Origin of the sequence: Pseudomonas sp., from assembly GCF_048269965.1 — a bacterium.
Taxonomy (GTDB): Bacteria; Pseudomonadota; Gammaproteobacteria; order Pseudomonadales; family Pseudomonadaceae; genus Aquipseudomonas.
Genome location: NZ_JBLWTV010000010.1, coordinates 1 through 20340, shown reverse-complemented (window position 1 = coordinate 20340; position 20340 = coordinate 1). Strand labels below are relative to the sequence as shown.

Sequence of the window (20340 nt, the reverse complement as noted above, 5' to 3'; positions counted from 1 at the left end):
TCAGTCCTCGCCGCGCTCGCGGGCGATGGCCCGATAGCCGATATCGTGACGGTGGAACATGCCGTTCCAGCGAATCTTCTCGGCCAGGCGGTAGGCCTGCTGCTGGGCATCGGCAACGCTGGCGCCGATGGCGGTGGCGCAGAGCACGCGACCGCCAGCGGTGACGATCTGGCCGTCTTTCAGCGCGGTTCCGGCGTGAAACACCTTGCCGTCGAGCTTGGCGGCTTCATCCAGACCGATGATGACATCGCCCTTGGCGTAGTCGCCCGGGTAGCCGCCGGCAGCCAGCACCACGCCCACGGTCGGACGCGGGTCCCAGGTCGCTTCGACCTTGTCCAGCGCCTTGGCCAGAGCTGCCTCGACCAGCAGCACCAGGGAGCTTTCCAGGCGGCACATGATCGGTTGGGTTTCCGGGTCGCCGAAGCGGCAGTTGAACTCGATGACCTTGGGCTTGCCTGCCTTGTCGATCATCAGGCCGGCATAGAGGAAGCCGGTGTAGACGTTGCCTTCGCTGGCCATGCCGCGCACGGTCGGGTAGATCACCTCGTCCATCACGCGCTTGTGCACCTCGGCGGTGACCACCGGCGCCGGCGAGTAGGCGCCCATGCCACCGGTGTTCGGGCCGCTGTCGCCGTCGCCGACGCGCTTGTGATCCTGGCTGGTGGCCATCGGCAGCACGTTCTCGCCGTCGACCATGACGATGAAGCTGGCTTCTTCGCCATCGAGGAACTCCTCGATCACCACGCGCGAACCGGCCTCACCGAAGGCGTTGCCGGCGAGCATGTCGCGCACCGCGTCTTCGGCTTCGGCGAGGGTCATGGCGACGATCACGCCCTTGCCTGCGGCCAGGCCGTCGGCCTTGATCACGATGGGCGCACCCTTCTCGCGCAGGTAGGCCAGCGCCGGTTCGATCTCGGTGAAGTTCTGGTAATCGGCGGTGGGGATCTTGTGCCGTGCCAGGAAATCCTTGGTGAACGCCTTGGAGCCTTCCAGCTGGGCGGCTGCGGCGGTGGGGCCGAAGATATCCAGCTTGCGGCTGCGGAACAGGTCGACCACGCCTTTGACCAGCGGCGCTTCCGGGCCGACGATGGTCAGTTGCACGTTCTTCTCGGCAAAGTCAGCCAACTGCTCGATGGCCAGCACGTCGATGGCGACGTTCTCGCACTTGGGCTCGACGGCTGTGCCGGCGTTACCCGGGGCGACGAAGATTTTCCCGACGCGCGGATCCTGCGCCACTTTCCAGGCCAGGGCGTGTTCGCGACCGCCGCTGCCGATGATCAATACGTTCATTGCATTCTCCTGGATCGTTCCCACGCTCTGCGTGGGAATGTCACTGTGGACGCTCTGCGTCCGGCTTTGAGACGCGGAGCGTCTCGGGCTGCATACCCACGCAGAGCGTGGGCACGATCAAGCGTTATCCACCCTACGAATTCCGAGGTCGCGATGAAGCCGGTAGATGCTAGGCGCCCCGGGTTTCGACAAGCGGAGTTGCCTACTGGCAATGAGCATTGGCGGAACCCGGGGCAACAACGCAGATGCCGGTTTCAGTGCGGCCGATTTTAGTGCCTGAAGTGGCGCATGCCGGTGAACACCATGGCAATCCCGGCTTCGTCGGCGGCGGCGATCACTTCGTTGTCGCGCATCGAGCCGCCCGGCTGGATCACAGCGGTGATACCGGCCTTGGCGGCGTTGTCGATGCCGTCGCGGAAGGGGAAGAAGGCGTCCGACGCCATCACCGCACCGGGCACTGGCAGGCCAGCGTGCTCGGCCTTGATGCCGGCGATGCGCGCGGAGTTGACGCGGCTCATCTGGCCGGCGCCGACACCCACGGTCTGACGGTTCTTGGCGTAGACGATGGCGTTGGATTTGACGAACTTGGCCACTTTCCAGGCGAAGATCAGGTCGTGGATTTCCTGCTCGCTCGGCGCGCGCTGGGTAACGATCTTCAGGTCGGACGCTGCGATCATGCCGATGTCGCGGCTCTGCACCAGCAGACCACCATTGACGCGTTTGAAGTCCCAACCCGCAGCACGCTCGGCCGGCCACTCGCCGCATTCGAGCAGGCGCACGTTGGCTTTGACGGCCACCACTTCACGGGCGGCGGCGCTGATGCTCGGGGCGATGATCACTTCGACGAACTGGCGCTCGACGATGGCCTTGGCGGTTTCGCCATCGAGCTCGCGGTTGAAGGCGATGATGCCGCCGAACGCCGATTCGGTATCGGTGGCGTAGGCCAGGTCGTAGGCCTTGCGGATACCGCCTTCGTCTTCCGGTACCACGGCCACGCCGCAGGGGTTGGCGTGCTTGACGATGACGCAGGCCGGCTTGACGAAGCTCTTCACGCATTCCAGCGCGGCGTCGGTGTCGGCCACGTTGTTGAACGACAGTTCCTTGCCCTGCAACTGGATCGCGGTGGAAACGCTGGCTTCACCCTTCTTCGCCTCGACATAGAACGCCGCGCTCTGGTGCGGGTTCTCGCCGTAGCGCATTTCCTGCGCCTTGACGAACTGGCTGTTGAAGGTGCGCGGGAAGGCGCCGCGACCTTCGGTGGACAGGGTGTCACGCGCCTGGTCGATGGTGCCCAGGTAGTTGGCGATCATGCCGTCGTAGGCCGCGGTGTGCTCGAAGGCCTTGAGTGCCAGGTCGAAGCGCTGGGCGTAGCTCAGGCCGCCGGCCTTGAGGGAGGCGACGATGCCGGCGTAATCGCCGGTGTTGACCACGATGGCGACGTCCTTGTGGTTCTTCGCCGCGCTGCGGACCATGGTCGGGCCGCCGATGTCGATGTTCTCGATGGCGTCGGCCAGGTCGCAATCAGGCTTGGCCACGGTGGCTTCGAAGGGATAGAGGTTGACCGCCACCAGGTCGATCGGCTTGATGCCGTGCTCGTCCATCACCGCGCCGTCCAGCGCACGACGGCCGAGGATGCCGCCGTGAATCTTCGGGTGCAGGGTCTTGACGCGGCCGTCCATCATCTCCGGGAAGCCGGTGTAGTCGGCTACTTCCACTGCGGCTACGCCGTTGTCCTTGAGCAGCTTGTAGGTGCCGCCGGTGGAGAGAATCTCGACACCGAGGGCGGCCAGTTCGCGAGCGAATTCGAGGACACCGGTCTTGTCGGAAACGCTGATCAGCGCGCGGCGGACGGGCAGAAGGGTGGTCTGGTCGGTCATTTCACTATCCATCAGAGCGGGGATATCAGCAAAAAAGGCGGCTCATGCGGGCCGCCCTTTTCGGGAGTTCAGGGTTACAGCAGGTCGTACTGCTTGAGTTTCTTGCGCAGCGTACCGCGGTTCAGGCCGAGCAGTTCGGAGGCCTTGGTCTGGTTACCTTTCACGTGATTCATGACGGTTTCCAGCAGTGGCGCTTCGACTTCGGTGAGCACCAGGTTGTACACGTCGGTGACGTCCGCGCCCTCGAGATGGGCGAAGTAATTGTGCAGCGCCTTCTCCACGGCGCCGCGCAGGGTCTGGCCCTCTTCGCTCGGCGTGTTCAGGTGCTGTTTAAGGCTGGTGTTGTCACTCACGGGTGCAATTCCACTCACTAGGGTCTCTGTCATCAACGTCATGCGGCCACCTCGTTTCCATCGTTGTGCCGTTCGCGGAAGAACGCGCGAACGTGGGCGCACTGTGCGTCCGTACTGTCCAGACGGTTGAATTGGGCGCGAAACTCCCTGGCGCCCGGCAGGGTTGCCAGATACCAGCCGACATGCTTGCGGGCGATACGCGTGCCCATCAATTCGCCGTAGAAGGCGTGCAGTGCGGCCAGGTGTTCTAGCAGAATGCGTTCCACTTCGAGCAGGCTCGGTGCCGGCAGGGTTTCGCCGGTACGCAGGTAGTGCTCGATCTCACGGAAGATCCACGGCCGCCCTTGGGCGGCGCGACCAATGAGCAGGGCGTCGGCGCCAGTGGCGTCGAGCACGGCCTTGGCCTTCTGTGGAGAGTCGATGTCGCCATTGGCGAACACCGGAATCGATATCGCCTGCTTGATGGCGGCGATGGTGTCGTACTCGGCTTCGCCGGTGTAAAGGTCGGCGCGGGTGCGGCCGTGTACGGAAAGCGCAGCGATGCCGGCATCTTCGGCGATTTTCGCCACGGTAATGCCGTTCTTGTTCTGGCGGTCCCAGCCGGTGCGAATCTTCAGCGTCACCGGCACGTCCACCGCACCGACCACGGCAGCGAGGATTTCCCGTACCAGCGGTTCGTCGCGCAGCAGGGCGGAGCCGGCGGCCTTGTTGCAGACCTTCTTGGCCGGGCAGCCCATGTTGATGTCGATGATCTGCGCGCCCAACTCGACGTTCTTGCGCGCCGCGTCGGCCATCATCTGCGGGTCGCCACCGGCGATCTGTACCGAGCGTGGCTCGGGATCGCCGGCGTGCAGCAAGCGCAGGCTGGACTTGCGGCTATTCCACAGGCGCACATCGCTGGTGACCATCTCCGACACCACCAGGCCGGCGCCGAGACGGCGGCACAGCTGGCGGAACGGGCGATCGGTGACGCCGGCCATGGGAGCCAGGATCAACCGATTGGGCAATGTGTAAGGGCCAATACGTGGGGCCGACATGGGGCGTCCCTGCTTGTTGGTGCGCAGTTGAGACAAAGGGCGATCAACACCCGCCCTCCACTGTGTCCTCAGGGGAAACGGCGGTGGGTCGGTGCTCGCGAAAGGGTGGGCATGATACCCGCTCTGGATGACCGGATAAAGGTCGTTTTGAACAAATTCTGAACAGCTATGGGCTTATCGCCAGTAGTTAGATGGAAGGCCTGCGACCACGGGTCGCGCCGTCTCCAGGCTACTCGGGCGAGTGGAAGCTCAGGCTGTAGTTCACCGCGCGGGTGCCCGGATCAAGGATGTCCAGGGAGATGTGGATGGGCGTCTGCGGTGGCATCTCGCTCTGTCCGGCCAGCTCGCCGGCCAGGTACTCGCTGGGTTTGAAGCGACGACTGGCGACCAGTTGGCCACCCAGGTCGGCGAAGCGCATCTCCAGCAGTGGGAAGGGCTGGGCGAAGGAGGCGCGGTTATAAAGGATGGCGTCGACGATCAGGGCGCCGGAGAACTCCGGGTGGCTGCGTACCACCAGGTTGCTGCTGCGAATCTGGCTGATGTCGACTTTCGAGGGCAGGGTGCAGCCAATGTTCGGGCACAGTTGTTCGAACCAGGGGCGATAGCGGTCCTGGCGTGCCAGTTCATCGAAGTTGTAGGCGGCGTATTGTGCCAGCAGGCCGCCAGCCGCCAGCAGGTTGAGCAGCCCCCAGCCGAACAGGCGCCCCCATGACGTGCCCTGTGGCTGGCGCCAGTCGAGTTGCAGGGGTTCGTCGTCCAGTTCGAACAGGCGCTCCTCGCGCAGACCCGGCTCGCTGCGCACTACCTTGGGTGCTTCACGCTCCGTGCGCAGGTCTTCGTCCCGTTGCTCCGGTTCGCTCTGCTCGTCGTGGAGATCACCCAGGCGCGGCTCCGCGGATTCGTCGAGGTCCTCGGCGATGGTCTGCTGCTTGTGGGATGTGGCGGGAGGAACGAACTCAATGGCAGCCTTGGGCTCAGGTGCAGCGGCGGGCTCCGGCTGCTCTTCGGTGGGTTGCAGCTCGAAGCTGTTGCGCTCGCGCTTGACTGGCTCGTCGCGCAGCAGGGCTTCGGCCCAGGCTTCGTCATGCACGTCTTCGTGTTCGTCCGTCGCGCGGCTGGCGAAATTCTCGGCATGGCGCGGCGCCTGTTCCAGTGCGAGGAACTGCTGTGACAGCTGCTGTTCCTGCTCTTCCAGCCTGGCCAGTTCCTCGTCGAGATCGAGGCTGTCGAGGTCGAGGTCGTCATGAATCCACAGGGTGTCGTCGGCGGACTTGGCCACTGGCGGCTTGGTGCCGGTGTCGGCTTGAGCCTTGACCGCAGTGCTTGCCGTTCTGGTTGTCGCTGGCGCAGGTGCGGCTGCACGGGGGCCGAACAGTTGCTCGGCGGCGTTGAACACGTGCAGGCAGGCACCGCAGCGTACTGCGCCATGGGCAGCAGCCAGCTGCGCCTGGCTGACGCGGAAGCTGGTACGGCAATTGGGGCACTGGGTGACGTGGCTTTCGCTCATGCGCGGGTCCGGAAAATCCAAGCGGCTAGTCTAACGCAACGACTGCGCGCGGTTCAGCGCTTGACGCCGCTGATGCGCACCCAGCCGTCCTTGATGGCCGTCGGGTCGAGGTCGAAAGCGCCTGCGTAGGCGGCGCGGACTTCCTCGGCCTGCTCGGCGAGGATACCCGACAGCGCCAGGCGTCCACCGCCTTTGACCAGTGTGGTGATCTGAGGTGCCAGGGAAACCAGCGGGCCGGCGAGGATGTTGGCGACGACCACGTCGGCAGGCTGCTGCGGCAGGTCGGCAGGCAGATACACCGGGAAGCGCGCCGGATCGATGCCGTTGCGCGAGGCATTGTCGCGCGAGGCTTCCAGGGCTTGCGGGTCGATATCGGTGCCCGCTGCCTGCGGCGCACCGAGCAGCAGCGCGGCGATGGCGAGGATGCCCGAGCCGCAACCGAAGTCGAGCACGCTGCAGTTGTCCAGGTTCTGGCCATCGAGCCATTCCAGGCACAGTGCGGTGGTCGGATGGGTGCCGGTGCCGAAGGCCAGGCCCGGATCGAGTAGCAGGTTGACCGCGTCCGGCTCCGGCGCGGCGTGCCAGCTCGGCACGATCCAAAGGCGCTGGCCGAAGCGCATGGGCTGGAAGCCATCCATCCAGCTGCGCTCCCAGTCCTGATCCTCGAGGCGCTCGACATGATGCTCCGGCAGCGCGCCGCCACAGAGCAGCTGCAGGTGGGCGAGCAGGGCGGTTTCGTCGGTGTCGGCCTCGAACAGGGCCAGCAGGTGAGTATTCGACCACAGCGGCGTGGTACCCAGGTCCGGCTCGAAGATCGGCTGATCTTCGGCGTCCATGAAGGTTACCGACACGGCGCCGACTTCCAGCAGGGCATCCTCGTAGGTTTCTGCCTGCTCAGGAGTGATGGCGAGACGGACTTGTAACCAGGGCATGAGAAACCTCGAAAGCATGTGGAACGGTTTGGCCGCGCAGCTTACTTGAACGGATGGCCGGCCGGCCAGTTCGGCTATCGGCCGGAAACGACAAGGGCTGCCCGAGGGCAGCCCTTGTTTAGCACTTCAGTCATGACCTCGCGAGCTAGAGCGAGACAAGGCAAAAACGGTCGAGGGAGCGGAGCTTACATTTGTAAGTGAGCATTCCGAGGTCGTTTTTAACGCCGTATCGCCGACGCGCAGCTGGTCATTGGAGTCAGTGCTTGTCCATACCCAGTTTCTTTTCCAGGTAATGGATGTTCACGCCACCTTTGACGAAACCCTTGTCGCGGGTCAGGTCGCGGTGCAGCGGCACGTTGGTCTTGATGCCGTCGACCACGATCTCGTCCAGAGCGTTGCGCATGCGCGCCATGGCCTCGTCACGGTCCTTGCCGAAGGTGATCAGCTTGCCGATCAGCGAGTCGTAGTGCGGCGGAACGCTGTAGCCGCTGTACAGGTGCGAGTCGACGCGAACGCCATTGCCGCCCGGCGCATGGAAATGCTTGACCTTGCCGGGGCTGGGCATGAAGTTGTCCGGGTCTTCGGCGTTGATCCGGCACTCCACCGAGTGACCGAGGATCTTCACGTCTTCCTGCTTGATCGACAGCGGGTTGCCAGCGGCGATGCTGAGCATCTCCTTGACGATGTCGATCCCCGTGACCATCTCGGTGACCGGGTGCTCCACCTGAACGCGGGTGTTCATCTCGATGAAGTAGAAACGACCGTCTTCATAGAGGAACTCGAAGGTGCCGGCGCCACGGTAGCCGATCTCGATGCAGGCATCGACGCAGCGCTTGAGCACTTCGGCGCGGGCCTTCTCGTCGATCAGCGGGGCCGGAGCCTCTTCGATCACCTTCTGGTGGCGACGCTGCAGCGAGCAGTCACGGTCGTACAGGTGAATCGCGTTGCCCTGGCCGTCGGACAGCACCTGGACTTCGACGTGGCGCGGGTTGCCGAGGAATTTTTCCAGATAGACCATCGGGTTGCCGAACGCAGCACCGGCTTCGGTGCGGGTCAGCTTGGCCGATTTGATCAGGTCTTCTTCCTTGTGCACCACGCGCATGCCGCGACCACCGCCGCCGCCAGCGGCCTTGATGATCACCGGGTAGCCCACTTCACGGGCGATGCGCAGGGCCTCGATCTCGTCTTCCGGCAGCGGGCCGTCGGAACCGGGTACCACCGGAACGCCGGTTTTGATCATGGCTTCCTTGGCCGATACCTTGTCGCCCATCAGGCGGATGGTGTCGGCTTTCGGGCCAATGAAGGCAAAACCGGAGTTCTCCACCTGTTCGGCGAAGTCGGCGTTCTCGGCGAGGAAGCCGTAGCCCGGATGGATGCCCGTGGCACCGGTCAGTTCAGCTGCGCTGATGATGGCCGGGATGTTCAGGTAGGACTGAGCGCCAGCTGCCGGACCAATGCAGACGGACTCGTCGGCCAGGCCCAGGTGCATCAGTTCGCGGTCGGCGGTGGAGTGCACGGCCACCGTCTTGATACCCAGCTCCTTGCAGGCGCGCAGGATACGCAGGGCGATTTCGCCACGGTTGGCGATAAGAACTTTTTCCAGCTTCTGCATTGCAGGCTCCCCGTGCATCAAACGATGGTGAACAGGGGTTGGTCGTACTCAACCGGCTGGCCGTTTTCCACCAGGATGGATTCGATCACACCGCTGGCTTCGGCTTCGATGTGGTTCATCATCTTCATCGCTTCGACGATGCAGAGGATGTCGCCCTTCTTCACGGTCTGACCGACTTCGACGAAGTTGCCCGAGGTCGGCGAAGCGGCGCGATAGAAGGTGCCGACCATCGGCGAACGGGCCACGGTGCCGTTCAGTTTCGGTGCGGCGGCCGGGGCGGCTTCAGCGCCCGGAGCGGCTGCGGCGACAGGCGCCGCGACCGGAGCCGGGGCCGGTGCGTACATCGGCTGCGGGGCATAGGCCGGTTGCTTGCTGTGACGGCTGATGCGTACGGACTCTTCGCCCTCTTTGATCTCCAGCTCGTCGATACCGGACTCTTCCAGCAGCTCGATCAGTTTCTTGACTTTACGGATATCCATGAATGGTCAACTCCCAGAGGTGAGGTAGGACTTGTCTACCAGGCTACGCGTCAGGCGCGCCCGGTCAGTTGTTCGAGTGCCGCTTCCAGGGCCAGCCGATAACCGCTGGCGCCAAGGCCGCAGATCACCCCTACTGCAACGTCGGAAAAATAGGAGTGATGGCGGAAAGGTTCACGCTTGTGCACGTTGGACAGGTGCACTTCGATGAATGGGATGCTCACTGCCAGCAATGCGTCACGTAATGCGACGCTTGTGTGGGTAAAAGCGGCAGGATTGATCAGGATGAAGTCGACACCTTCACCCTTTGCGGCGTGAATGCGGTCGATCAGTTCGTACTCGGCATTGCTTTGCAGGTACAACAGATGATGGCCCGCCTCGCGTGCGCGGCGTTCCAGATCCTGATTGATCTCGGCGAGGGTGGTGGCGCCATATTTGTCGGGCTCGCGGGTGCCCAGCAGATTCAGATTGGGGCCGTGCAGCACCAGTAGGGTGGCCATGGTCGCGTTCCTTGTTGTTCAGGCTGCGCCGGACTATGCCGCAGCTGCGCGATGTCAGCAATAGTCGACACGATGCCTGCTGTTTACGGCAGAAATATGACTATAGCGCTGGTTTCGGTCGTCGCCAGGGCATTTGCAACGTGCGGGCGATGATTGCGTCGCCAGCGTTCAACGACCTGCCTGGCGGCTGCTGGCCTGATCCAGGCGGCCAGCGAAGGTGGCGGCATCGACCTCACCTACGACACGCAGATCGAGCCATTCGTCACCATTGCCGGCGAACAGCTGGATGGCAGGCGGGCCGAACAACTTGTAACGGTCCAGCAGGGCGCGCTGGGCGGCGTTGCTTTCGGTGATGTCGAAGCGGATCAGGTGCCAGCCAGCGAGCTTGCTGCCGACTTCGGCATTGCCGAATACCTCGCGTTCGATGACCTTGCAGCTGATGCACCAGTCGGCGTACCAGTCCAGCAGCAGCGGCTGACCGGCGGCTTTGGCCGCGGCCAGCGCTGCGTCCAGTTCGGTGGGGCTGCTCAGGGTTTGCCAGGCACCGCTCTTGGCGCTGCTCTGGCTGGCGCCCGCCTGCAACTGGCCGAGCGGTTTGAGCGGATCGCTCGCACCCTGCAGGGCGCCGACCCAGGCGGCCAGGGCATAAACCAGCAGGGCCAGGCCGGCGATCTGACCGAGTTTCTGCCGGTGCGTCTTGGGGCCGAACTCCAGCGCGCCGAGGAACACCGCCACGCCGCCAGCCAGCAGACCCCAGAGGGCCAGGCTGAGACTGCCCGGCAGCACGCGCTCGAGCAGCCAGACGGACACGGCCAGGAGCATCACGCCGAAGGCGTTGCGCACGCTGACCAGCCACGGGCCGGACTTCGGCAGCAAGGCACCGCCGCCCGCGCCGAACAGCACCAGGGGCGTACCCATGCCCAGGCCCAGGGCGAACAGTTGCAGGCCACCACCGACGGCGTCGCCGGTGCTGCTGATATAGAGCAGCAAGGCTGTCAGGGGGGCGGTGATGCAGGGCGACACGATCAGGCTCGACAGCACGCCCAGGGTCGCGGCCCCGGCGATGGTGCCGCCCTGGGTCTGGCTGGCGCGCTGGTCGAGGCGCTCGCGTATGAAGGTCGGCAGGCGCAGTTCGAATACGCCGAACATCGCCATGGCGAACAGGCTGAAAAAGGCGGCGAAGGGCACCAGGATCCAGGGCGACTGCAACATGGCCTGCAGGTTGAGGCCGGCACCGAACAGCCCCATCAAGGCGCCGAGCACGGCATAGCAGGCCGCCATCGGCAGCACGTAGGCGAGCGACAGGACCAGCCCACGGGCATTGCTCGGGCGCCCGCGCAGCACCACGCCGGAGAGGATCGGCAGCATGGGCAGCACGCAGGGGGTGAAGGTCAGCCCCAGTCCGGCGAGGAAGAACAGCGCCAGGTCTTTCCAGTTCCACTCGGTCTTCTGCAGGTCGGTGATGCTGGCGGGCATCTCGCCAATTTCGATGAACTCGGTCTCGGGCGGGTAGCACAGGCCCTTGTCGGCACAACCCTGGTAGCCCACCTGCAGGCGCAGCGGGCGGTTGTTCGGGTTGTCCAATGGCACGCGGATATCCAGCACGCCGTAGTACACCTCGACATCGCCGAAGAATTCATCGTGCTTGGCTTCGCCTGCTGGCAATTCGGCTTCGCCGAGCGCCAGGTCGACCGGTTCGACGCTGAAATTGAAGCGATGACGATAGAGGTAGTAACCCTCGGTCGCGACGAAGCGCAGCGTCACGGCCTGTGCGTCGCTGCTCACCAGGCTCAGCTTGAAGGCCTCGCGCACCGGCAGGAAGTCGCTGCTGTTGTTCAGCGGCTCGCCAATCGGCGAGGCGGCCGGGCGCTGGTCGAACAGATTGGCGCTGGCGGGCAGGCTCAGGCAGAGCAGAAACAGGGGAAGCAGCAGTCGACGCAGTGACATCGGGCGAATATCTCGGCGAAAGGTGGCGGCATGATACCGGAAAGCGCCCGCCCGTATCGTCGTCGCCGCGCCGGGACGTCGATTGCCGGAGATGAGCGCCACCTTGGAGGAGGCCGGCCTCGTCGAGTTCCCGCGCAGATCAAGCCTGCGCTGTCGTGTCGCAGGCGCTCAGACGCGAAACGCCTGTACGGCGCTGTGCAACTGGCCGCCCAGGTGCAGCAGGCGTTCACTCTCGCTGCGTCCGTTGGCGATCAGGCCGAGGTTGTCGTCGCCCAGTTGGTGGATGCGTTCGCCGTGTTCGCGAATCTCGCTGACCGCATCGCTCTGCTGGGCGGTGGCCTCGGCAATGCGCTCTGCCATGCTGGCGATGGTGCGGATGGCGCTGACGATCTCGTCCAGCGCGCCATCGGCGGCCTCGGCCTTGCCGGCGGTGGCTTCGGCATGTTCGACCTGGGCGCGCATGGCCTGTACCGACTGGTGCGCAGCCTGTTGCAGGCGGCCGATGACATCCTGGATTTCCGCCGTGGCGCTGCCGGTGCGCTGCGACAGTGAGCGTACTTCGTCGGCGACCACGGCAAAGCCACGACCGGCCTCGCCGGCGCGAGCGGCCTCGATGGCGGCGTTGAGGGCGAGCAGGTTGGTCTGTTCGGCAATACCGCGAATCACCGTGAGCACACTGCCAATGGTGGCGGTCTCGTCGGCCAGGCGCTCGATGGCCTGGGCGTTGTCCTGCACCTCGCTGACCAGGGCGTGCAGCCCTTGCAGGCTCTGGCCGATGACCTGCTGGCCCTGGACCAGGGCGCGGTCTGCGTCGCGGCTGGCGTCGGCGGTCTGGCTGGCGTCCTGGGCGACCTGGCCGATGGTCGCTTCCAGCTCGCCCAGCGCGTCGCGGATCAGCGCGGTATCGCCGGCCTGGCGTTCGGCGCCGCCGTGCAGGCCACCGCTGAGATCGGCCAGGGTGCGGCTGGAGCCGGCGACATGCTCGGCATGGCCGCGGATGCTGGCGACCAGCTCCACCAGATAGCGGCGCAGGTGATTGAGCGAGTCTTCGATGTCGCGCAGCTCGCGGGTGCGGGAGTGGATGCTGATCGGTGTCGCGAAATCACCTTTGGCCCACTGTGACAGCGCCGGTACCAGGCGCTCGAGCACCTGCGCGAGGCGCCGCTGGATGCGGTCGATGAGCAGGGCGATGAGCAGGATCAGGCCGATCATCAGGCCCTGAATCAGCCGTACCTCGCCCTGAATGCGTGCGTATTCGCCTTTTACCAGGGGCTCCAGCGCAGCCAGTGCCTGTTGCACCTGGGTCACGCGTTCGGTGGTGGTCACGGCCAGTTGCTGGCGTTGCTCGACCAGCTCGCGAGTGCGTTGCAGTTCGCTGGGGTAGCGACGTACCAGGGCGCTCAGTTCGCGTTTCAGCTCGATGCCGCGATCCTGCGCCTGTTGCTCCTGTTGTGTGTCATCCAGCCCGAGCAGCGCGGCGAAGCCGACGCTGGCAGAGCTGTCGGCCTGTTGCACGCCGAGTAGCGGCAATTTATCCAGCGTCTCTGCCTGCTGGGCAAGGGCCTTGAGTTCGCGTTCGACATCGCCGAGCAGTTCGCCACGACCCTGGCTGGTGAAACGTTCGCGGGCGTGGGCCAGCTTGAGCAAGCGTGAACCGGCTTCCTGCAGCGGTTTGCGATACTCGCCGGCGGCGGGGCTGCTGGCATCTGCGACGTACTGGGTCAGTTGTTCCAGCGCAGCGAGCATCTCGCGTTCGGCCTGCAACAGCAGACCCTGCGGATCACCGGCCAGTTTGCCGGCCGCCAGCAGCTGACTGGCGCTGAAATCGCGCAGTTGCCCAAGGCTTGGGCGCAGCTCGGTGGTCAATTGTTGCGGCAGTTGCTCGAGGGACTCGTCGAAGGCATCGATGGCCTGGGTCGCGGTGCTGTGTTGCACGGCGTTGCCACTGGCCAGGTAGGCCTGAATGTTGTCGGCCACCTCGCGCTGGAACTGCTGGGACAACGTCAGGTAGCGCTCCATCAACTGCACCGGTTGCTGCAACGCGCGCTGCGACCACCAGAGTGTTGCCGCCAGAGCGACGCAGACGGTGACCAGCAGCAGAGTGTTTAGGTTGGTGAGCAGCTTGAGACGCATGACGGGCTCGATCGACGACTGAACGATGCCCGCGAGCTTATTGCGGTTTGGTTACATCCTGATGACGCTGTGAGCTGCGTCACGTTCTGCGCTGAGTCATTCGCTGCTGTACAGCTCCACCCGGTTACGACCACCGTGCTTGGCCTTGTACAGCGCTTCGTCTGCGCGCTTGGACAGGGCGTTGCCGTCCAGGCCCGGTTGCAGCATGGCGATGCCGCAACTGAAGGTGCAGGACAGGTCCTGCGGCTGGGCCGGGTAGTGGATGTCGGCGAAGCGCTGGCGGATCTCTTCCAGCACCTTGAGCGCCGATTGCTCATCGGTGTCGGGCAGCACCACGGCGAATTCCTCGCCGCCGTAACGACCGATGTAGTCGGTCTTGCGCAGGCGCTGCTTGAGGAACAACGCCAGGCTTTTGATCACGCGGTCGCCCATGGGGTGGCCGTAGGTGTCGTTGACCTTCTTGAAGTGGTCGATGTCGAGCATGGCGAAGGCCAGCGGTTGCTCTTCACGGCGCGCGCGAAAGCAGGCGTCATCGAGCAGTTGCAGGGTATGGGTGTGGTTGTACAGGCCGGTCAGACTGTCACGCACCATGCGCGCCTTGAGGTTGCGCGCACGGGCTGCGCGGTTGCGCACGGTGGCGATCAGATGGCGCGGTTTGATCGGTTTGGTGAGGAAGTCGTCGCCGCCCTCGCTCATGGCGTCGAGCTGCTTGTCCAGGTCGTCTTCGGCCGACAGGTAGATGATCGGCACGCTGACGTAGCGGTCGTTGTGGCGGATCACCTTGGCCAGTTCGGTGCCGTTGCACTCGGGCATGTACATGTCGAGGATGATCAGGTCCGGCTGGAACTCGGCCAGCGCGTCCATTGCCTGGATCGGCTCGGTGAGGGTGTGGGTGAGGATGCCGGCACTGTTGAGCACGCGCTCGGTGTGGGTCGCCTGGGCCTTGGAATCGTCGACGATCAGCACCTTGTACGGGTCGTACTGCGAGACGTGGGTCAGTACCTCGATGCGTTCGAGCAGGCTCGATGCATCCAGCGAGCCGGTGAAGAACTCCTGGCCGCCGGCGCGTACGGCGGCCAGGCGCGTCGGCGTGTCGGTATCGCAGTGGCTGAAGAACAGCAGCGGAATTTTCTGCTCCAGACCTTCTTGTACCGAGTCGGCAAGTTCCAGACCGGCGCCGGCGAAGTCGACGTCCATGACGATGGCGGCCGGGTGGCGCTCGCTGATGGCGGCGCGGAAGGCGGGCTCATCGCCCAGGGACTGCGCCGCCAGACCGAAGAACTCCAGTTGCTGGGCCAGGCGCTCGGCGCGCTGGGCATCCTGCAGGGCCAGATAAACCGGTTTGCGCAGGGGGGGCAGGAAGGTCTGTTCGAAGGCATCACTATGACGCAGGCCGGTTCTCGACAAGCGCTGCATGGCCTGATTGAGGCGGGCGATCAGCGTGCTGTTGAGGCGACCGCGATTTTCCACCACTTCACCGAGGCTGACGCCAATGCTTTGCGCCAGTTGCGCGTGCTCGGTCTGTTCGAAACGCTCAGCGTAACGCAGCAGTCGCAGGTTGGCTTCAGTCAGCTCGGCCATGCCGGCATCGCTCCATTCGCTGCGTTGCAGGCGCTGCCAGACTTCCAGCACCTGACGTGCCTGGTGAATGACGCGCTGGGCGAAATGGTGCTTGAGGCGATCTCGACTGGGATCCGGGTGCTCGGTCATGGGCCGACTTCTGTAAGTGGTTAAGTCAGTGGTGGCTCGATGCTATCACTTGCTGGAGGCGCTGACATTGCCGTCGATCAATTGGCGTCGGTATTTCTGTCGAATAAGCGACAGAATTTTAGTTTTCCCCTACCAGCGGTAAGTTTGCCCCTCCGCCCTGCGTTTTGCTGTGGGCTTGCCTTATAGTGCGTAGCAGGTCGCAACCCGTTGCTCGGGTCGTGGTCGAACACTCGAATTCGCTTGAAAAGGACACTGCCATGCTGGACTGGAAGAATCGCGCGACGAACTCGCAGGGCGGCGCCGCCAAGACCTCAGGAGGCAGTCGCAGTGGCGGCAGCCTGATCGCTCGAGCTCTGGGCGGTCTGATCGGTGTCTATCTGCTGATCGCCCTGGTGGTCGGCTGGTACTGGAGTCAGGAGCCGTCTGTGTTCCAGGTCCAGCAGCATGCGCAGAGTTCGGCGCAGCAGGCGCAACGGCAGATGGTGACCGGTTACACCACGGTGGAAACCCTCAGGCAGGTCGCCAGTACGCTGCTCGACAAACCGGGTGGCTACCTGTCCAACGACCTGGCGCCGCCCGGTCTGTGGCTGGACAACATGCCGAGCTGGGAATATGGCGTGCTGGTGCAGGTGCGCGACTTCTCTCGTGCCCTGCGCAAGGACTTCGCCCGCTCGCAGTCGCAGTCCACCGAGGACCCGGACCTGGCCAAGGCCGAGCCGCGTTTTCACTTCGACAACAAGAGCTGGGCATTGCCGGCGTCCGAGTCCGAGTACCGCGAGGGCATCAAGTCGCTGGATCGCTATCTGGCTCGTCTGGCCGACCCGGCGCAGAGAAACGCGCAGTTCTATGCCCGTGCCGACAACCTGAACAACTGGCTGGGTGATGCCGGCACCCGCCTTGGCTCGCTGTCTCAGCGCCTGTCCGCCAGCGTCGGTCAGGTGCGCCTGAACGAGAAACTGCAGGTGGGCAGCGATGCCGAAGAGTCCGGGCAGGTGGGTGAGGGCGGCGTTTACGAGACGCCCTGGCTGCAGATCGACAACGTGTTCTACGAGGCTCGCGGTCAGGCCTGGGCCCTGGCTCACCTGCTGCGCGCTGTCGAGGTGGACTTCGCCGACGTGCTGGCGAAAAAGAACGCCACTGTCAGCGTGCGCCAGATCATTCGTGAGCTGGAAGCCGCGCAGGCTACCCTGTGGAGCCCGATGATCCTCAACGGCAGCGGTTACGGCGTTCTGGCCAATCACTCGCTGGTGATGGCCAACTACATCTCCCGCGCCAACGCCGGCATGATCGACCTGCGTCAGTTGCTGAGCCAGGGTTGATGGTCGCGATTTCGGCAGCGGAGGCGGCGCATCGCGCTGCCTCCGACCGCGAACTGGTGGCCTGGGTCGATGAACGCGATCAGCCGCTGGGCGGGGTTTCCCGGGCCGAGCTGCGCGAGCGCCGGCTGATCGGGCGTGGCACCTATATTCTCCTGTTCAACACCGCCGGGCTGTTGTGCGTGCATCGGCGCACCCTGAGCAAGGCGTTGTATCCCGGTTACTGGGACGTGGCGGCCGGCGGCATGGTGCTCGAAGGCGAGGACTACCGCCTCTCCGCCGAGCGTGAGCTGGCCGAGGAACTGGGTATCGTCGATGCCGAGCTGACCGAGCATGCGCACTTTCTCTATGACGCCCCGGAAAGTCGCCTGTGGTGCATGGCCTACTCGGCGGTATCCGATGCACCGCTGGTGTTGCAGCCTGAGGAGGTGCTGGAGGCGCGTTTCATCAGCGTCGAGCAGGCGCTGGAGGAAACCCATCGGTTGCCGTATTGCCCGGATTCGCTGGCGGCGCTGGAACGCTACATAAACAGGCCATAAACAGGCCGCTTGCGGCTAGCTGATGTCCCTCTCCCATTTATGGGAGACGACTGCATGGATGCAGGAGGTAGGGCGACGCAGGATGCCCAAGCCGAGGGTGCCCGAAGGGCGGGAGAGGGTGTTTGTGTCGCCTCCTGTGTGTCGTCGAGCTTGTAGGGTGCAGTGTGCGCGCACCGGCTTTACCTTGGATGCCGGGGCTTGGTGCGCACGGCGCACCCTACGGGCCGAGCTCGCTCTGGCGGCAATGGTGTGTACCGCGATGTCCCCGGTAGGGTGCGCCGTGCGCACCGGCTTTACTCGTATACGGGGCCTTGCTGCGCACGCAACACCCTACGGCGTCGCGGATTCCGAGCACTCCGTGCACGATGGCGAACGGCGTCGCCATCGTGCCGCACAATGACGCAAATCCATACTTAGCAAGCGGCGCCTTTGCCGTTACACTGCGCGGCCTTTTCGACGGACGTCTGTCCGTCTGCGCTGCCCCTGCCTGAGTGGGGCTTCGCGGCTGAACCCGTTCAGCCAGTCGCTATCCTGACCCCTACGAGGACAAGCCGGTGGTCAAGAAAGCCTCTTCATTCTCCGCCCTGAGCGGTCTCGTCTATTCCACCGATGGCGGTCGTCATTGCCCGGATTGCAACCAGGCGGTGGATGCCTGCATCTGCAAGCAGACGCGCATTCCTGAAGGCGACGGCATTGCCCGTGTGCGTCGTGAAACCAAGGGCCGTGGCGGCAAGACCGTCACCACCGTCAGCGGCGTGCCACTGGCCGAGGAACCGCTCAAGGAACTGGCCAGCGCGTTGAAGAAACGCTGCGGCACCGGCGGCGCGCTCAAGGATGGGGTGATCGAGATCCAGGGTGATCACGTCGATCTGCTGTTGGCCGAACTGAGCAAGCGCGGCTTTACCGCGAAGAAGTCCGGCGGCTGACAAGTCCTTTTCTAAACTTCGATGACGCTCATACGGTCAACCACCGAGCAAACGTCATCTTGCCTTCATCATTTCTAAACTGGCCGCCAGCAAGGTCAGGCTTTTCTCATGGGAGAACCCGATGTCCGCACGACGCACCCGCAAAGACGACGGCAGCCAATGGACCGTAGCCGATAGCCGCAGTGTCTATGGCATTCGCCATTGGGGCGCCGGTTACTTTTCGATCAACGATGCCGGGCGTATCGAGGTGCGTCCCAACGGGCCGGACAGCCAGCCGATCGACCTCTATCAGCAAGTCGACGAGCTGCGTCAGAGCGGCCTGTCGCTGCCGCTGCTGGTGCGTTTCCCGGACATCCTGCAAGACCGCGTGCGCCGCCTGACCGGGGCGTTCGATGCCAGCATCGAACGCCTGGAATACCAGAGCCGCTACACCGCGCTGTACCCGATCAAGGTCAACCAGCAGGAAGCGGTGATCGAGAACATCATCGCCACGCAGAACGTCTCCATCGGCCTCGAAGCCGGCTCCAAGCCCGAACTGCTGGCCGTGCTGGCGCTGGCGCCGAAAGGCGGCACTATCGTCTGCAACGGTTACAAGGACCGCGAGTTCATCCGCCTGGCGCTGATGGGGCAGAAGCTCGGCCACAACGTATTCATCGTCATCGAGAAGGAGTCGGAAGTCGCCCTGGTGATCGAGGAGGCGGCTGAACTCAAGGTCGCGCCGCAGATCGGTCTGCGCGTGCGCCTGTCCTCGCTGGCGTCGAGCAAGTGGGCCGACACCGGCGGTGAGAAGTCCAAGTTCGGTCTGTCCGCAGCGCAGATCCTGCAGGTGGTCGAGCGCTTCCGTGCGGCCGGGCTGGATCAGGGCATCCGCCTGCTGCACTTTCACATGGGCTCGCAGATCGCCAACATCGCCGACTACCGCAAGGGCTTCCGCGAGGCCATCCGCTATTACGGCGAGCTGCGGGCCATGGGCCTGCCGGTCGATCACATCGACGTCGGCGGTGGCCTCGGCGTGGACTACGACGGCACTCACTCGCGTAACGCCAGCTCGATCAACTACGACATGCAGGACTACGCCGATGCCGTGGTCGACATGCTCAAGGAATTCTGCGACCGCCAGGAAATTCCCCATCCGCACATCTTCTCCGAGAGCGGCCGGGCGATGACCGCGCACCATGCCGTGCTGCTGGTGCAGGTCACCGACGTCGAGCGGCACAACGACAAGGTGCCGGAGATCGATGCCAGCGCCGAACAGCCGGAAGTGCTGCAGGTGCTGATCGAGCTGCTGGAAGACAGCGACCCGGAAATGGTCGCCGAAACCTACTGGCGCGCCACCCACTACATCGAGGAAGTGGCTGCGCAGTATTCGGCCGGCAAGCTGAGCCTGGCGCAGAAGGCACTGGCCGAGCAGTGCTACTTCGCCATCTGCCGGCGCTTGCACAACCAGCTCAAGGCGCGTCAGCGTTCGCACCGTGCGGTGCTCGACGAGCTCAACGACAAGCTCGCCGACAAGTACATCTGCAACTTCTCGGTGTTCCAGAGCCTGCCGGACACCTGGGCCATCGGCCAGATCCTGCCGATCCTGCCGCTGTCGCGCCTGGACGAGGAGCCGCTGCGTCGCGCGGTGCTGCAGGACCTGACCTGCGACTCCGACGGCAAGATCCGTCAGTACGTCGACGAGCAGTCCATCGAGACCAGCCTGCCGGTGCACGAGATTCGCGAGGGTGAGGACTATGTGCTGGGCATCTTCCTGGTCGGCGCCTACCAGGAAATCCTTGGCGACATGCACAACCTGTTCGGTGACACCGACTCGGTGAACATCTACCAGGGCGCCGATGGCAGCGTGGTGCACGCCGGCATCGAGACCCACGACACCATCGAGGACATGCTGCGCTACGTGCACCTGTCGCCGGAAGAGCTGATGACCCACTACCGCGACAAGGTGGCCAGCGCCAAGATCAGTACCCGCGAGCGTACGCAGTTCCTCGATGCCTTGCGTCTGGGCCTGACCCGCTCGTCCTACCTGGCTTCGTAAGCCGCCTGCGGCAACTTCGGTAGCCTGGATGCAATCCGGGGATGGCGCAACGTCGGGCATCGCTCCCGGATTGCATCCGGGCTTGTATGTTCGTCAGGCACTCTAAAGTGGAAGAGGTAAGCCAAAAGAGTGCCGAGGCGGAGGGACTAT

16 protein-coding genes are annotated in these 20340 nt (G+C 64.3%); 4 read left to right on the top strand and 12 right to left on the bottom strand.

What is annotated here, in order from left to right; genetic code table 11:
• From purD to ACN0X6_RS13205, 12 genes are all read right to left on the bottom strand, one after another.
• The gene (purD, locus tag ACN0X6_RS13260; protein WP_417704533.1) at positions 1-1290 is read right to left on the bottom strand and encodes a phosphoribosylamine--glycine ligase; all 1290 of its coding nucleotides are present in this window, start codon (positions 1288-1290) and stop codon (positions 1-3) included.
• 269 nt (positions 1291-1559) lie between these two features.
• The gene (gene purH, locus ACN0X6_RS13255; protein ID WP_417704532.1) at positions 1560-3167 is read right to left on the bottom strand and encodes a bifunctional phosphoribosylaminoimidazolecarboxamide formyltransferase/IMP cyclohydrolase; all 1608 of its coding nucleotides are present in this window, start codon (positions 3165-3167) and stop codon (positions 1560-1562) included.
• 74 nt (positions 3168-3241) lie between these two features.
• The gene (gene fis / locus ACN0X6_RS13250) at positions 3242-3562 is read right to left on the bottom strand and encodes a DNA-binding transcriptional regulator Fis (RefSeq protein WP_003242613.1); all 321 of its coding nucleotides are present in this window, start codon (positions 3560-3562) and stop codon (positions 3242-3244) included.
• Complete coding sequence (gene dusB / locus ACN0X6_RS13245) at positions 3559-4557, bottom strand: tRNA dihydrouridine synthase DusB (RefSeq protein ID WP_072423199.1); 999 nt, start codon at positions 4555-4557, stop codon at positions 3559-3561. Before dusB ends, fis begins: the two co-directional genes overlap by 4 nt.
• Before the next feature lie 229 nt (positions 4558-4786).
• Positions 4787-6064, bottom strand: coding sequence for a DUF3426 domain-containing protein (locus tag ACN0X6_RS13240; protein ID WP_417704529.1), 1278 nt, complete (start codon positions 6062-6064; stop codon positions 4787-4789).
• Positions 6065-6117: 53 nt separating this feature from the next.
• Positions 6118-6996 carry a 50S ribosomal protein L11 methyltransferase gene (gene prmA, locus ACN0X6_RS13235; RefSeq protein WP_417704528.1) on the bottom strand — a complete coding sequence of 293 codons (879 nt, stop codon included), beginning with the start codon at positions 6994-6996 and terminating at the stop codon, positions 6118-6120.
• Positions 6997-7252: 256 nt separating this feature from the next.
• Positions 7253-8608: an acetyl-CoA carboxylase biotin carboxylase subunit gene (accC, locus tag ACN0X6_RS13230; RefSeq protein ID WP_417704526.1), complete on the bottom strand. Its 1356-nt coding sequence runs from the start codon at positions 8606-8608 to the stop codon at positions 7253-7255.
• Positions 8609-8625: 17 nt separating this feature from the next.
• Entirely contained in the window at positions 8626-9087 is a 462-nt protein-coding gene (accB, locus tag ACN0X6_RS13225) for an acetyl-CoA carboxylase biotin carboxyl carrier protein (protein WP_417704524.1), read from the bottom strand.
• A gap of 50 nt (positions 9088-9137) precedes the next feature.
• Positions 9138-9584: a type II 3-dehydroquinate dehydratase gene (gene aroQ / locus ACN0X6_RS13220; protein ID WP_104727239.1), complete on the bottom strand. Its 447-nt coding sequence runs from the start codon at positions 9582-9584 to the stop codon at positions 9138-9140.
• Between the two features lie 168 nt (positions 9585-9752).
• Entirely contained in the window at positions 9753-11531 is a 1779-nt protein-coding gene (locus ACN0X6_RS13215) for a protein-disulfide reductase DsbD (RefSeq protein WP_417704522.1), read from the bottom strand.
• 168 nt (positions 11532-11699) lie between these two features.
• A complete protein-coding gene (locus tag ACN0X6_RS13210; protein ID WP_417704767.1) occupies positions 11700-12743 on the bottom strand; it encodes a methyl-accepting chemotaxis protein in 1044 nt (347 codons plus the stop codon).
• Between the two features lie 1017 nt (positions 12744-13760).
• Positions 13761-15374, bottom strand: coding sequence for a diguanylate cyclase (locus ACN0X6_RS13205; protein ID WP_417704520.1), 1614 nt, complete (start codon positions 15372-15374; stop codon positions 13761-13763).
• 257 nt (positions 15375-15631) lie between these two features.
• Here ACN0X6_RS13205 and ACN0X6_RS13200 point away from each other — a divergent pair, with 257 nt between their 5' ends.
• The 4 genes from ACN0X6_RS13200 (at position 15632) to speA (ending at position 20190) form a co-directional block, all read left to right on the top strand.
• Positions 15632-16693 (top strand): DUF2333 family protein, encoded by a 1062-nt coding sequence (locus tag ACN0X6_RS13200; RefSeq protein WP_417704519.1) that lies wholly within the window; start codon positions 15632-15634, stop codon positions 16691-16693.
• Positions 16693-17229 (top strand): NUDIX hydrolase, encoded by a 537-nt coding sequence (locus tag ACN0X6_RS13195; protein WP_417704517.1) that lies wholly within the window; start codon positions 16693-16695, stop codon positions 17227-17229. The genes ACN0X6_RS13200 and ACN0X6_RS13195 overlap by 1 nt, the downstream gene beginning before the upstream one ends.
• 554 nt (positions 17230-17783) lie before the next feature.
• A complete protein-coding gene (locus ACN0X6_RS13190; protein WP_074676104.1) occupies positions 17784-18155 on the top strand; it encodes a translation initiation factor Sui1 in 372 nt (123 codons plus the stop codon).
• Between the two features lie 121 nt (positions 18156-18276).
• Positions 18277-20190, top strand: coding sequence for an arginine decarboxylase (gene speA, locus ACN0X6_RS13185; protein ID WP_417704515.1), 1914 nt, complete (start codon positions 18277-18279; stop codon positions 20188-20190).
• Positions 20191-20340 lie beyond the last annotated feature (150 nt).

Bases quoted from the DNA above. Each gene is read 5' to 3' on its own strand.
- ACN0X6_RS13205 (WP_417704520.1), bottom strand. From the start codon at position 15,374: ATGACCGAGCACCCGGATCCCAGTCGAGATCGCCTCAAGCACCATTTC.
- ACN0X6_RS13240 (WP_417704529.1), bottom strand. From the start codon at position 6,064: ATGAGCGAAAGCCACGTCACCCAGTGCCCCAATTGCCGTACCAGCTTC.
- ACN0X6_RS13215 (WP_417704522.1), bottom strand. From the start codon at position 11,531: ATGTCACTGCGTCGACTGCTGCTTCCCCTGTTTCTGCTCTGCCTGAGC.
- accB (WP_417704524.1), bottom strand. From the start codon at position 9,087: ATGGATATCCGTAAAGTCAAGAAACTGATCGAGCTGCTGGAAGAGTCC.
- prmA (WP_417704528.1), bottom strand. From the start codon at position 6,996: ATGCCCTGGTTACAAGTCCGTCTCGCCATCACTCCTGAGCAGGCAGAA.
- aroQ (WP_104727239.1), bottom strand. From the start codon at position 9,584: ATGGCCACCCTACTGGTGCTGCACGGCCCCAATCTGAATCTGCTGGGC.
- speA (WP_417704515.1), top strand. From the start codon at position 18,277: ATGTCCGCACGACGCACCCGCAAAGACGACGGCAGCCAATGGACCGTA.
- ACN0X6_RS13210 (WP_417704767.1), bottom strand. From the start codon at position 12,743: ATGATCGGCCTGATCCTGCTCATCGCCCTGCTCATCGACCGCATCCAG.
- accC (WP_417704526.1), bottom strand. From the start codon at position 8,608: ATGCAGAAGCTGGAAAAAGTTCTTATCGCCAACCGTGGCGAAATCGCC.
- purD (WP_417704533.1), bottom strand. From the start codon at position 1,290: ATGAACGTATTGATCATCGGCAGCGGCGGTCGCGAACACGCCCTGGCC.
- dusB (WP_072423199.1), bottom strand. From the start codon at position 4,557: ATGTCGGCCCCACGTATTGGCCCTTACACATTGCCCAATCGGTTGATC.
- ACN0X6_RS13200 (WP_417704519.1), top strand. From the start codon at position 15,632: ATGCTGGACTGGAAGAATCGCGCGACGAACTCGCAGGGCGGCGCCGCC.
- purH (WP_417704532.1), bottom strand. From the start codon at position 3,167: ATGACCGACCAGACCACCCTTCTGCCCGTCCGCCGCGCGCTGATCAGC.
- ACN0X6_RS13195 (WP_417704517.1), top strand. From the start codon at position 16,693: ATGGTCGCGATTTCGGCAGCGGAGGCGGCGCATCGCGCTGCCTCCGAC.
- fis (WP_003242613.1), bottom strand. From the start codon at position 3,562: ATGACGTTGATGACAGAGACCCTAGTGAGTGGAATTGCACCCGTGAGT.